This window comes from Streptomyces sp. NBC_01176 (assembly GCF_045039825.1).
In the GTDB taxonomy this organism is placed as follows: Bacteria; Actinomycetota; Actinomycetes; order Streptomycetales; family Streptomycetaceae; genus Streptomyces.
In genome coordinates this window covers 3762489-3775327 of record NZ_CP108600.1, presented here as the reverse complement: position 1 = coordinate 3775327, position 12839 = coordinate 3762489, and the positions used below count along the sequence as shown (strand labels likewise).

General features: G+C 70.8%; 10 protein-coding genes and 2 tRNA genes. 8 read left to right on the top strand and 4 right to left on the bottom strand.

All coding sequences use genetic code 11. The features are described from left to right. Positions 1-62: 62 nt before the first annotated feature. Together OG199_RS16055 and OG199_RS16050 are read right to left on the bottom strand one after the other, a co-directional pair. Positions 63-590 carry an NUDIX hydrolase gene (locus OG199_RS16055; protein ID WP_405829998.1) on the bottom strand — a complete coding sequence of 176 codons (528 nt, stop codon included), beginning with the start codon at positions 588-590 and terminating at the stop codon, positions 63-65. Further along, complete coding sequence (locus tag OG199_RS16050) at positions 587-2065, bottom strand: zinc-dependent metalloprotease (protein WP_405829996.1); 1479 nt, start codon at positions 2063-2065, stop codon at positions 587-589. Before OG199_RS16050 ends, OG199_RS16055 begins: the two co-directional genes overlap by 4 nt. A 192-nt stretch (positions 2066-2257) precedes the next feature. Between OG199_RS16050 and OG199_RS16045 the strand changes: the two genes are divergently transcribed. The 4 genes from OG199_RS16045 to OG199_RS16030 all read left to right on the top strand — a co-directional run bounded on the left by OG199_RS16045 (position 2258) and on the right by OG199_RS16030 (position 5716). After that, positions 2258-3373 (top strand): SDR family oxidoreductase, encoded by a 1116-nt coding sequence (locus OG199_RS16045; RefSeq protein WP_356804767.1) that lies wholly within the window; start codon positions 2258-2260, stop codon positions 3371-3373. Positions 3374-3682: 309 nt separating this feature from the next. Beyond that, the gene (locus OG199_RS16040; protein WP_356804766.1) at positions 3683-4144 is read left to right on the top strand and encodes a molybdenum cofactor biosynthesis protein MoaE; all 462 of its coding nucleotides are present in this window, start codon (positions 3683-3685) and stop codon (positions 4142-4144) included. 184 nt (positions 4145-4328) lie between these two features. Beyond that, complete coding sequence (locus OG199_RS16035) at positions 4329-4535, top strand: hypothetical protein (protein WP_356804786.1); 207 nt, start codon at positions 4329-4331, stop codon at positions 4533-4535. An 86-nt stretch (positions 4536-4621) separates the two neighbouring features. Further along, positions 4622-5716, top strand: coding sequence for a PDZ domain-containing protein (locus tag OG199_RS16030; protein ID WP_356804764.1), 1095 nt, complete (start codon positions 4622-4624; stop codon positions 5714-5716). Between the two features lie 33 nt (positions 5717-5749). On the opposite strand, the gene OG199_RS16025 is transcribed toward OG199_RS16030, so the two are convergent. Then, positions 5750-6292, bottom strand: coding sequence for a PPA1309 family protein (locus OG199_RS16025; protein ID WP_356804762.1), 543 nt, complete (start codon positions 6290-6292; stop codon positions 5750-5752). 163 nt (positions 6293-6455) lie between these two features. Between OG199_RS16025 and OG199_RS16020 the strand changes: the two genes are divergently transcribed. The 4 genes from OG199_RS16020 (at position 6456) to OG199_RS16005 (ending at position 12225) form a co-directional block, all read left to right on the top strand. Further along, positions 6456-9437, top strand: a complete 2982-nt coding sequence (locus OG199_RS16020; RefSeq protein ID WP_401800062.1) for a UPF0182 family protein — start codon at positions 6456-6458, stop codon at positions 9435-9437. 42 nt (positions 9438-9479) lie between these two features. Then, positions 9480-9553 (top strand) — tRNA-Met (locus tag OG199_RS16015). Positions 9554-9847: 294 nt separating this feature from the next. Beyond that, positions 9848-11680, top strand: coding sequence for a sel1 repeat family protein (locus OG199_RS16010; protein ID WP_405829995.1), 1833 nt, complete (start codon positions 9848-9850; stop codon positions 11678-11680). A gap of 471 nt (positions 11681-12151) precedes the next feature. Then, positions 12152-12225: transfer RNA gene (locus OG199_RS16005), tRNA-Met, on the top strand. Positions 12226-12346: 121 nt separating this feature from the next. On the opposite strand, the gene OG199_RS16000 is transcribed toward OG199_RS16005, so the two are convergent. After that, positions 12347-12766, bottom strand: a complete 420-nt coding sequence (locus tag OG199_RS16000) for a Fur family transcriptional regulator (protein WP_356809919.1) — start codon at positions 12764-12766, stop codon at positions 12347-12349. Positions 12767-12839 lie beyond the last annotated feature (73 nt).

Genomic DNA, 12839 nt, shown 5'->3' with positions numbered 1-12839 from the left:
TAAGGGGCGACCGCCCATGGCGGTCGCCCCTTACGCGCGTCTCGGGCGCAGGGCCCCCGCTCTCAGCCGGAGAGCCTCGCGCGGGTCGCCTCCAGCAGGCGCACGACCGACGCGTCCGCCACCTCCGCGACCTCGTCGTAGCGGAACCAGCGCAGGTCGAGGGACTCGTCGCTGATCGCCGCCACGGCTCCGGCCGGGGCGAGCGCGGCGTACTGGACGTCCAGGTGCCAGTTGCACGGCGCCGGAATGGGGTGCCGGTCCAGGCTGACGGGGCCGCCCGGCAGCAGCGTCAGGCCCTCGATGCCCGACTCCTCGGCCGCCTCGCGCCGCGCGGCCGACGCCAGCGTCGGGTCACCCGGCTCGCAGTGACCGCCCATCTGCAGCCACATCCGCAGCTTGCGGTGCAGCGTCAGCAGCACGCGGCCGCCCTCGGCGTCCACGACCAGCGCACTCGCCGTGACATGACCCGCCGAGCACGACTTCCACATGCCGTCGGGGTGCGCGGACAGGTGGTCCAGATAGCCCTGCCGCAGCTCTTCCTGGCCCTCGTACCCCTTCAGTACGAGGACCGCGTCGTCGTGGAGGGTCACTCGGCGCCGTCGCCCTTGCCGTCGCCCCGGTCGCCGTCCGTGCCGTCCGGGTCGCCCTTGTCGGCCTTGCGGTCGTCCTTTTCGGGGTCCTTCGTCAGGTTCGGCCGATCGGCGGAACCGCTCGCCGCCTCGCCGAGCATCTTGTCGAGCTCGGAGAAGTCCAGCTGCTCGCGGTGCACGAAGCCGTCCGGGTCGTCCAGGTCGGACGCGGTCGGCAGCATGTCCGGGTGGGCCCACAGACCGTCGCGGCCGTCGACACCGCGCGCGTCGGTGAGCGAGGCCCACAGGCGCGAGGCGTCCCGCAGCCGGCGCGGGCGCAGCTCCAGGCCGATGAGCGTGGCGAAGGTCTGCTCCGCGGGTCCGCCCGTGGCCCGGCGGCGGCGCAGCGTCTCGCGCAGCGCGTCCGCGGACGTCAGGCGCGGCTTCGCGGCCGCGTGCACGACCGCGTCCACCCAGCCCTCGACGAGTGCGAGCGCCGTCTCCAGACGGGCCAGCGCGGCCTTCTGCTCGGGCGTGTCCTCCGGCTGGAACATGCCCTGCTGGAGAGCGTCCTGCAGCTGCTCCGGGTTCTGCGGGTCGAGCTGGCCGACCACGTCCTCCAGCTTGGCCGTGTCGACCTTGATCCCGCGCGCATAGCCCTCGACGGCGCCGAAGAGGTGCGAGCGCAGCCACGGCACGTGCGCGAAGAGCCGCTGGTGGGCGGCTTCACGCAGGGCGAGGTAGAGCCGCACCTCGTCCTTGGGGATGCCGAGGTCCTTGCCGAACGACGCGATGTTCAGCGGCAGCAGCGCGGCCTTGCCGGCCGGGCCGAGCGGCAGGCCGATGTCGGTGGAACCGACGACCTCGCCCGCGAGCACGCCGACGGCCTGCCCGATCTGTGTGCCGAACATGGCGCCGCCCATGGAGCGCATCATGCCGATGAGCGGGCCCGCCATGGCCTGCATCTCCTCCGGCAGGACGTCCCCCATGGCCGCGCCGACCCGCTCGGCGACCGGGTCCACGAGCTCCTTCCACACCGGCAGGGTCGCCTCGACCCACTCCGCGCGGCTCCAGGCCACGGCGGTGCCGGCGCCGGACGGCAGGGAGGTCGCGTCGTCCAGCCACAGATCGGCCAGACGGACGGCCTCCTGGACCGCGGTGCGCTCGGCGGGGCCGACACTCGCGTCCTTGGTGCCGTCGGAGGTGCCCTGGGAGACCGTCTGGCGGGCGATCTGCTTGGCCATGTCCCAGTTCACCGGGCCGCCCTCGTACGAGAGCATCTGGCCCAGCTGCTGGAACGCGGCTCCCAGGTCGTTGGGGTTCATGGAGCCGAACATCGCTGCGAGCGGATTGTCGGCGCCGGGACCGCCGGCTCCGGGCAGCCCGAAACCGAACGGTCCCTGACCACCACCGCTCTCCTGGTCCTTCTTCTTGCCCTCGTCGCCGTTCTCCGGCTCCTCCGGCGGAAGGCCGAATCCGAATGGGGTGTCACTCACGGGGTTCCTCGGCTGGTTAGGGCCGCCGGTTCGTTCCGACGGCGGCTGCCCGACAACACCACCCAGCGTAGACACCACAACCCGATCGGGCCTCGGTGCTTCGCCGACTCTTGGCCTGCGGCAGGATGGATGCCACCTGGTACGGACGCGTCACGCGCGCCCGTTACTGAAGACAACCGCTGGAGACGCCCGGTGAGTTCCCCAGATCCACAGGTTCGCGCAGCGCGAAACCACTCAACCAGCCCGCTCCCGCGCGGGCCCGTCGTCGCGGTCACCGGAGCCGCGTCCGGCGTGGGCGCGATGCTCACCGAGCGGCTCGCCGCCAGTGAGGAGATCAAGCAGGTCATCGCCATAGACGAGCGCCGTGGCGAGTGCGCGGGCGCCCAGTGGTACATCCTCGACGTGCGGGACCCGGCGATCGCGGAGAAGCTGCGCGGCGCGGACGTCGTGGTGCATCTCGCACTCGACCTCGACCTGGAGACGGACGCCGCCGCCCGTACGGCCTACAACGTCCGGGGGACCCAGACCGTGCTCACGGCCGCCGCCGCGGCCGGCGTGCACCGGGTCGTTCTGTGCACCTCCGCGATGGTCTACGGGGCGCTGCCGGACAACGAGCTGCCGCTCTCCGAGGACGCCGAGCTGCGGGCGACCGCCGAGGCCACCGGGGTCGGCGACCTTCTGGAGATCGAGCGGCTCGCGCGGCGCGCGCCCCGCGCGCACCCCGGGCTCAATGTCACCGTCGTGCGCCCCGCGGTGCTGGTCGGGGGTGGCACCGACACCGCGCTGACCAGGTATTTCGAGTCGCCTCGGCTCCTGGTGGTGGCGGGCTCCCGGCCCGCCTGGCAGTTCTGCCACGTCGAGGACCTGTGCAGTGCTCTGGAGCACGCCGTGCTGGAGAAGGTCGACGGGGAGCTGTCCGTCGGGTGCGACGGGTGGCTGGAGCAGGAAGAGGTCGAGGAACTGAGCGGGATCCGGCGGATGGAGCTGCCGTCCGCCGTGGCCCTGGGGGCGGCGGCACGGCTTCACCGGATCGGGCTCACCCCGTCACCGGCCGGGGACCTGGCCTACACGATGTATCCCTGGGTGGTGAGCGGCAGCCGGCTGCACGACGCCGGGTGGCGGCCGCGGTGGACCAACGAGGAGGTCCTCGCGGAGCTGCTGGAGGAGGTCGCCGGGCGGCACACGGTGGTCGGGCGGCGGCTGGGCCGCAAGGACGCGACGGCCGCGGGAGCCGCGGGAGCGACGGTGGCGCTGCTCGGTACGGCGGCGATCGTGCGCCGCGCGCGGAAGGCCCGGCGCAGGATCTGAGCAGGACAGCAGGACAGCAGGACGGCAGGACGGCAGGACAGAAGGACAGCAGGACAGCAGGACGGCAGGACGGCAGGACAGAAGGGCGGCAGGACAGAAGGACGGCAGGACGGAAGCGCGGCGGGACGGCAGGACGGGCCCTGGGGGCCGCGCCCCCGGACACGCGCGACGAGATCCGCCGCCCCGGGCCCTCGGCCGTCCGCACCGCCTGGAAAGGCCCCACCCTGTAGGACGCTCCAAAGGGGCCCGCGCCCGAGCCGGGGGAAACGCGTATTCCTCGGCGTCCCGGGGGTGCGGCACGATGGGGACATGGCACCTTCCTTTGAACACCCCGGCGAGCGGGCCGCGCAGGATCCCATTCGGCTGGTGGCGGTCCGGGACGAACCGCTGTCCCTGGACGAGGTCTTCCGGGCCGTCGGCGACGACGCCGCCGGGGGGACCGCGCTGTTCGTGGGGACCGTGCGCGACCACGACGGCGGTGCCGACGTCGACGGACTGGGCTATTCGAGCCACCCCAGTGCCGAGGCGGAGATCCGCAGGATCGCCGAGAAGGTGGTCGCCGAGTACCCGGTACGGGCGCTGGCCGCCGTGCACCGCGTCGGAGACCTGACCGTCGGGGATCTCGCGGTCGTCGTCGCCGTGTCGTGCCCGCACCGCGGCGAGGCCTTCGAGGCCTGCCGCAGACTGATCGACGACCTCAAGCACGAGGTGCCCATCTGGAAGCACCAGAAGTTCTCCGACGGCACCGAGGAGTGGGTCGGCGCCTGCTGAGGAACACGACCCCGAGCAGGGACGGAGCCCCGGCGGAGCCGCGACGCGCCCACGGAGGGAGCACACCGGTCCTCCGCCCGTGCTCGGGTTGCGTAACCGACCCCCTGGCGTGAGCGTTAACACTGCGAATGGTTAATCTGCTGATCAGTCAGTTGCGGTCGCTCATTGGGGTTGGGAGGTCGGCATGGCGTCGCTCGCCTGGTTGCTGATTCCGCTTTTGGCCGCGATCGGTGCCGGACTGTGGGGAAGTTGGGCCGGCCGCAATCGCAAGACGGCCGGAGACGGCGTCGAGCTCGAGGGCTACGCCCGCTTCCGTGCGGCCATGGAGCGGTCCGACGCCGTCCCGGCACGGTCCGACACCCTGGAGAAGTCCCCCTCCGACGCGGCCTGAGGGCACGAAGCCCCGTACGCCGGCCGAGAGCCCCGTACGGGCGGCCCCGAGGGTGCACTGACAGCACCGTCCCGTACTGTCGACTCATGCCACGCCGCACCGCGACGATGCTCGCCTCCACCCTGATCCTGATCGCGCTCCTGTGCGCGGGAGTGTTCATCACCGTGCCGTACTCGGAGATGTCACCGGGACCGACGGTGAACACGCTGGGCGATCACGACGGCGAGCCGGTGCTGCAGATCTCCGGGCGCAAGACGTACGCCACCACCGGGCACCTGAACATGACGACCGTCCGGGTGACCAGCGCCGACTACCGGATGAACCTCGTCGAGGCCGTCTACGGCTGGCTGGCGCACGACAACAAGATCGTCCCGCACGACACGCTCTACCCCGACGGCAAGACCGAGCAGCAGTCGACCCAGGAGAACGCCGAGGAGTTCAGCCAGTCCCAGGAGAGCGCCAAGGTCGCGGCCCTGAAGGAGCTGAACATCCCGGTGAAGTCCTGGGTGATCGTCTCCACGGTCGTCAAGGGCTCGCCGGCCGAGGGACGCCTGCACGCCGGGGACGTGATCAAGAAGGTCGACGGTACGGCGGTCAAGGCGCCCGACGACGTCGCGAAGCTGGTCACCCGCCACAAGCCCGGCGAGAAGGTCGTCTTCACGGTCGTGCCCTTCAAGGAGCAGGCCGCCGCGGAGAAGGCCGACAAGACGGCGACCGAGACCCAGGACGTCACGATCACCACGGCGAAGTCCGCCGACAAGGGCGCCTCCCGCGCCATCGTCGGCATCTCGGCCGGAACGGACCACACCTTCCCGTTCGACATCGACATCAAGCTCGCCGACGTCGGCGGACCGAGCGCCGGCCTGATGTTCGCGCTCGGCATCGTGGACAAGCTGACCCCGGACAACCTCACCGGCGGCAAGTTCGTGGCCGGCACCGGCACCATCGACGACGGCGGCACCGTCGGCCCGATCGGCGGCATCGAGATGAAGACGGTCGGCGCGCGCGAGAAGGGCGCCCAGTACTTCCTGACGCCCAAGGACAACTGTGCGGCCGCCGCCAAGGACACCCCCGAGGGGCTCACGCTCGTCAAGGTCAACACCATCGACGACGCGATGAGCGCCCTCAAGGACATCCGGTCCGGCAAGACGGCCGACCTGCCGAAGTGCACGACCAAGTAGCCCGGGCCGGCCGCACCGCCAGGTAGCCCGGGGTTAGTCCGCGAACGTCGCCGACAGCGCCTCCGCGAGCCCCGGCACCAGACCCGCCCCCGTGAGCACCTCCGTCGCCGCGTCCTTCTCGCGCAGCCGCAGCGCCGAGTCGCGCGACCCGTCGCGCAGGACGCCGACCGTCATGCGCACCTCCTGACGGTCCGGGTGCTCGGCGACCCACCTCGCGAGCTTCTTCTCGCTCAGCCCCTCCGGAACGGAGGCCTCCGCGGACGGCGGCAGCATCAGCCGCTCCACGGTCAGCGCGCAGCCGACCACGGCGTCGGGCCAGGCGATGGTGCCGAGGAACTCGTCCAGCGGCTTGCCGGCCGGGATCTCGTCCTGCTCGATGGGGGTGAGAGCGGTGCTCTCGGGCTCGTCCTGCAGACCGAGCTGGGCCGCGAGGCCGGGTTCCTGGGTGCGCAGTCGTGCGGTGTCTACGAGGGCGAAGAGGCGAGCGGGCTGGTCCCAGCCGAGGCCGGAGGCGTACTCGTCGATCTCGAGTACGGCCCGGGTGAGCGGGCTCGCTGCCATGGGAGTGTTGGACATGGTCACAATCCTGCCTCGTTAGTACCCGGAAGCGGGAACCGAGTAAAGCGTGAGTAAGTTGCATAGGTGAGGCTCCACGATCACGGAGCCTGATGGATGGTCCGCGTTCACGGGGACCTGACGGATCAACAGCGACTTCGAGGTGCGCACCTTGGCTTTCCAGATGCCGGACCGCGGCGGAGGCCCGACGGGGCCACGGATGAGAGTGGGCCGCCCCTCCCGGCGTGTCCGGACCCTGCTCATGACACTGGGCGTGCTGGTCGTCCTGGCCATGGCCTTCGTCATGTTCGCGGGGTTCTGGACGGACTGGCTCTGGTACCGGTCGGTCCACTACTCGTCCGTCTTCACGACGACCCTGTGGACAAAGATCGGACTCTTCTTCGTCTTCGGCCTGCTCATGGCGGCCGCGGTGGGGGTGAACATCTGGCTGGCGCACCGGCTGCGGCCACCACTGAGCGCCATGTCGATGGAGCAGCAGAGCCTCGACCGCTACCGGATGGGCATCGCGCCGTACAAGCGGTGGCTGCTGCTCGGCATCACCGCCCTGGTGGGGCTGATCGCAGGCGCGTCCGCGTCCGGCCAGTGGCGCACCTGGCTGATGTGGGTGAACGGAGTCCCCTTCCACCAGAAGGACCCCCAGTTCCACCTCGACGTCTCCTTCTACGCCTTCGACCTGCCCTGGTACCGGTTCCTCCTCGGCTTCGGCTTCGCCGCCGCCGTGCTGTCGCTGATCGCCGCCGCCCTCACCCACTACCTCTACGGAGGGCTGCGGATCACCAGCCCGGGGGCGCGCGCCACGGCGGCGGCCACCGGCCACCTCTCGGTGCTCCTCGGTGTCTTCGTCGCGCTGAAGGCGGTCGCCTACTGGCTCGACCGGTACGGACTCGCCGTGAAGTCCAGCGACTTCAAGGCGACCGGAAACTGGACCGGCCTCAGGTACGTCGACGCCCACGCGTACCTGCCCGCCAAGACGATCCTCTTCTGCATCGCCGTCATCTGCGCACTGCTGTTCTTCGCCACCCTGTGGCGGCGCACCTGGCAGCTGCCCGTGATCGGCTTCGGCCTGATGGTGCTCTCCGCGATCCTCATCGGCGGCCTGTACCCGGCGATCGTCCAGAAGTTCCAGGTCCAGCCGAACGAGCAGGCCAAGGAAGCGCCGTACGTCGAGAAGAACCTGAAGGCGACGCGCGAGGCCTACGGCATCGACGGCACCAAGGTCTCGGAGTACGCGGGGACGAGCGACACCAAGGACAAGGCCAAGCTGCGCGATGACGCCGACACCACGGCGAGCATCCGGATCATGGACCCGAACATCGTCTCCCCGACGTTCCAGCAGTTGCAGCAGATGAGGAACTACTACGCGTTCCCGACCAACCTGGACGTCGACCGCTACACCAAGGACGGCAAGGACCAGGACACGGTCATCGGTCTGCGTGAGCTGAACCTCAACGGCATCCCGAAGAACAACTGGATCAACGACCACTTCCGCTACACGCACGGCTACGGCGTGGTCGCCGCCAAGGGCACCACGGCGACCGCCGGCGGAAGGCCGGTCTTCACCGAGTCCGACCTGCCGTCCAAGGGCGACCTCGGGACGTACGAGCAGCGCGTCTACTACGGCGAGAAGACCACCCAGTACTCCATCGTCGGCGGTCCCCAGAAGGAGATCGACTACTCCGACGACAGCGGGGAGAAGACGACCAGTTACCAGGGCGGCAGCGGCGTCAGCCTCTCCAGCCCGATCAACCGGGCCGCGTACGCGGTGGCGTTCGGTGAGCCGCAGATCCTCTACTCGGGCGCGATCGGCGAGGGTTCCCGGATCCTCTACAACCGCACCCCCAAGGACCGTGTCGAGGCGGTGGCGCCCTGGCTGACCATCGACGGGGACGCCTACCCGGCCGTGGTCGACGGCAGGATCCAGTGGATCGTCGACGCGTACACCACGACCAACGGCTATCCGTACGCCTCCCGCACCACCCTCGGTGACACGACGGCCGACTCGCTCACGGCGACCAACAACCAGCGCGCGGTGGTGGCCCAGCAGAACCAGGTCAACTACATCCGCAACTCGGTGAAGGCGACCGTCGACGCGTACACCGGTGACGTCAAGCTCTACCAGTGGGACACCAAGGACCCGGTCCTCAAGACCTGGATGAAGGCGTTCCCGCACACGGTGACGTCGAAGAAGGACATCTCGCCGTCGCTGATGGACCATCTCCGGTACCCGCAGGACCTGTTCAAGGTCCAGCGTGAACTGCTCACCCGCTACCACGTGAAGGACGCACAGACGTTCCTCAGCGGCAGCGAGGTGTGGCAGGTCCCCGACGACCCGAGCAACAAGTCGGGCAACGCGGTGCCGCCGTACTACCTGAGCATGAAGATGCCCGACCAGCAGGCGCAGACGTTCTCGCTGACGACGACGTTCACGCCGAACGGCCGGGACAACCTGAGCGCCTTCATGTCGGTCAACGCCGAAGCGGGCACCAGCGACTACGGCAAGATCAGAATCCTGAAACTGCCGACGAGCGAACCCGTCGACGGACCCAAACAGGTCCAGAGCCAGTTCAACTCCGAACAGACCATCGCCGAGTCCATCAGACTTCTCAGCGGCGGCGCCTCGGAGGTCGAGTACGGCAACCTGCTGACGATCCCGCTCGACGGTGGACTGCTCTACGTGGAGCCCGTCTACGTACGCGGCGGTGGACTCAAGTACCCGCTGCTGCGCAAGGTGCTGGTGACCTACGGAGGCAACACCGCCTTCGAGGACACGCTCGACCAGGCCCTCAACAAGGTGTTCGGGACGGACGTCACGACCACACCACCGGACGACACGGGCACCACGAAGCCGCCCACATCGAGCAACCCCACGGTCCAGCAGGCGCTCGACGACGCCCAGAAGGCCTTCGCCCAGGGCCAGGAAGCCCTCAAGAAGGGGGACTGGACGGCGTACGGTCAGGCGCAGAAGGACCTTCAGGACGCTCTGAAGCGGGCTGAGGACGCCCAGGCCGCGGCAGGCAAGCCCGGCGGCGCCGGCGGCAGCAAGAGCGGCGACAAGAACGGCGACAAGGGCAGCGACAAGAACGGCGGCCCGAGCGACAGCCCGAGCGGCACTCCCAGCAGCGACGGGAGCTCCGGAAGCAGCTGAACGGAGTCCCCTCCGCGCCGTGGTACGGTTGCAACACAACGGCGCGGGGTGGAGCAGCTCGGTAGCTCGCTGGGCTCATAACCCAGAGGTCGCAGGTTCAAATCCTGTCCCCGCTACTGAAAGGCGAAGGCCCGGATCCTCAAGGATCCGGGCCTTCGTCATGTGCGGTTCCGTGCGCCGCCCCCATGGGCGTCGCCGCGCCCGTACGGGATGTGCGGTCGGGTCGCGTACCGCCGGTACGCGGGGTGCGTACCGGCGTCGGTCGGCGACACGCGCGAAGGCTGCGCCATCCGTGGGGAGTTGGGGATTTTGTGTTTCACTTGTCTCTCTGTGGGCATGTCGACAAAACGCTGAAGTGACCTCACTGACTGCGGTATACCGGGTGTGGCCAGGTTGCAGGTGGTGCGACGATGGACGTTATGGGGGACAAGGCAACTCTGTTGGAGACAGGGCGTTTTGTGCAGCCTTCGGACCGGGACGAAACCGGCGAGGCCGCCGAAGAGGCACGTCAGCGGCTCGCCGCCGAAGCCGGCGACGTCGAGGCGATGAGCGTCCTCGGAGCGATGCTGCTGCGCCGCGGCGATCTCGACGCGGCCGAGCCCCAGCTGCGCGCCGCCACCGCCGCGGGTGACCGTGCCGCCGCCAACAACCTCGGTGTCCTCCTGCACCAGCGCGGGTACACCGACGACGCCGCGGGATGGTGGCGGATCGCCGCCGTCGCCGGTTCCGCCGCCGCCGCGCACGCCCTCGGCCGCTACCACCGCGAGCGGGGCGACGAACCCGCCGCCGAGTACTGGCTGCGCCAGTCCGCCGAGCAGGGCCACGCCCTCGGGGCGTACGCGCTCGCCGACCTGCTGGAGCACCGCGGCGACGTCGGCGCCGAGCAGTGGATGCGGGCGGCCGCCGAGCGCGGGCACCGCGAGGCCGCGTACCGGCTGGCGCGCACGCTCGACCGGAAAGCCGTGGACGCGGGCGAAAGGGGCTCGGACAACGGTGTCATCGGCGTGCTGGGCGTCATCGGGGCCGCGGGCGAAGAGGCCGAGCAGTGGTACCGGCAGGCCGCCGCCCGGGGGCACCGGCGGGCCGCGCTGCACCTCGGGGCCATCCTGGAGAAGCGCGGCGAGCTCAAGGAGGCCGGACGCTGGTACCTGACGTCCGCCAAGGACGGCGAGGCGCGGGCCGCCTGCGCGCTCGGATTCCTGCTGCGGGACGCCGGTGACACCGACAGCGCCGCCGTGTGGTGGCTGCGGGCTGCCCAGGAGGGCGACGGCAACGCCGCGAACGCGCTCGGCGCGCTGCACGCCGAGCGGGGCGAGACCCAGACCGCCGAGCGCTGGTACCGGGCCGCGATGGACGCGGGCGACACGAACGGCGCCTACAACCTCGCGCTGCTCTGTGCCGAGCAGGGACGGACCGCGCAGGCCGAGCAGTGGTACCGGCAGGCCGCGTACGCCGGGCACCGGGAGGCGGCGAACGCCCTGGCCGTCCTGCTGCTCCAGGTCGGCGACGCGGCCGGTGCCGAGCCGTGGTTCTCCAAGGCGGCGGAGGCGGGGAGCGTCGACGCCGCGTTCAATCTCGGCATCCTGCACGCCGGGCGGGGCACCGCGGCCGACGAGGCCGCGGCGCTGCGGTGGTACGAGCGTGCCGCCGCCGCCGGGCACACGGAGGCCGCGCTCCAGGTCGGCATCGCACGGCTGCGGGACGGGGACGAGGGTGCCGCGGAGCGGCATCTGCGCCGCGCGGCCGGGGGCGGCAGCGCGGAGGCCGCGTACCGGCTGGCCTCGGTGCTCGACGCGCGGCGGCCACCCGCGCCGGCGCACGAGCTGGGGGAGCCCGCGCACGAGAAGAGCGAATGCGAGGAGTGGTACGAGCGGGCGGCGTCCCAGGGGCACCGGCGGGCGCAGGTGCGGGTGGGGATGCTCGCGGCGGCGCGGGGGGACGTGGTCGACGCGGCGCGGTGGTACCGCGAGGCCGCGGAGGCCGGGTCGCGGAACGGGGCGTTCAACCTCGGGCTGCTGCTCGCCCGGGAGGGGAGTGAGCCGGAGGCCGCGCTGTGGTGGGCCCGGGCGGCGGACGCGGGACACGGACGGGCGGCGTTGCGGCTCGCCCTCGTGTGCGCGCGGCGGGGGGAGCTGGCCGAGGGACAGCGGTGGGCGGATCGGGCGGTTTCACTGGGACCGGCGGAGGTGTCCGAGCGGGCGGCTCGGTTGCGGGATGCGTTGCGGGAGGAGTTGTCGGCGTAAGCCGGGGGCTCCGCCGGTGGGGCAGGTCGTGTCTGGGGCCTGTCTGTGGGGCCGCCTGTGCCTGGGGTCTCGTCCGCGGAGCCGCCCGTGCCTGGGGGCTCTGCCCCCAGACCCCCGTTCGGCCTGGACGGCCTCGTCCTCAAGCGCCGGACGGGCTGGAGATGCGGGCCCGCGCTGGGGATGCCGACCGGCGCTGGGGACGTCGGCTGGCGCTGGAGATGTGGGCCCGCGCTGGAGAGGCCGGCCCGCGCCGGAAGGCGTCAGGGTTCGTCGGAGAGGCCGGCCCGTGCCGGAAGGCGTCAGGGTTCGCTGGAGATGCCGGCCCGTGCCAGAAGGTGTCACGCTCCGCCGGAGGTGTCGGTCAGGCCTGCGTCGGAGGGTGTCGGTTCGTGCTGGTGGTGTCGGTCCCGGGGCCTGGGGAAAAGCGATTTGCGCTGGTCCACCCAGGTGACGTAACGTTCAGTTCAACGACGCGGGGTGGAGCAGCTCGGTAGCTCGCTGGGCTCATAACCCAGAGGTCGCAGGTTCAAATCCTGTCCCCGCTACTCAAGACTCAGGGCCCGGATCTTCTGATCCGGGCCCTGAGTGTTTTCCGGGGGACGCGCGGCAGGCAAAAGCCCCGGCCGCCGAGAGGGCGGCCGGGGCTTCGTGCGTGCGGTGCGGAGGTCAGGCCGCCGTCGCGCAGTCCGGGCACACGCCGCGGTACGTCACCTCGACGTCCGAGACCGCGAAGCCGAAGCGCTCGGAGTCCGGGAGGTCCGCCAGCGGGTTGCCGCCCGGGTGGACGTCGCGGATCGCACCGCACCGGGCACAGACCAGGTGGTGATGCGGACGGTGCGCGTTCGGGTCGTAGCGCTTCGCGCGCTTGTCCGTGGCGACTTCCAGCACCTCGCCGAGCGAGACCAGCTCACCCAGCGTGTTGTAGACGGTCGCCCGGGAGATCTCCGGCAGCTTGGCGACGGCCCGCGCATGCACCTCGTCGGCCGTCAGGTGGACGTGATCACCCTCGAGCACCTCGGCCACGACACGTCGCTGTGCGGTCATGCGCCAGCCGCGTCCGCGCAGTCGCTCCAACAGGTCACTCATGCCGACCAGCCTAACAGCAGGGGGACCAGATCCCGATCGAGTGTGACTTTGGAAGCCTAGTTGACTTAGATCT

Coding starts and splice junctions, on each gene's coding strand:
- OG199_RS16040 (WP_356804766.1), top strand. CDS start 3,683: ATGGCACCTTCCTTTGAACACCCCGGCGAGCGGGCCGCGCAGGATCCC.
- OG199_RS16020 (WP_401800062.1), top strand. CDS start 6,456: ATGCCGGACCGCGGCGGAGGCCCGACGGGGCCACGGATGAGAGTGGGC.
- OG199_RS16025 (WP_356804762.1), bottom strand. CDS start 6,292: ATGTCCAACACTCCCATGGCAGCGAGCCCGCTCACCCGGGCCGTACTC.
- OG199_RS16000 (WP_356809919.1), bottom strand. CDS start 12,766: ATGAGTGACCTGTTGGAGCGACTGCGCGGACGCGGCTGGCGCATGACC.
- OG199_RS16030 (WP_356804764.1), top strand. CDS start 4,622: ATGCCACGCCGCACCGCGACGATGCTCGCCTCCACCCTGATCCTGATC.
- OG199_RS16035 (WP_356804786.1), top strand. CDS start 4,329: ATGGCGTCGCTCGCCTGGTTGCTGATTCCGCTTTTGGCCGCGATCGGT.
- OG199_RS16010 (WP_405829995.1), top strand. CDS start 9,848: ATGGACGTTATGGGGGACAAGGCAACTCTGTTGGAGACAGGGCGTTTT.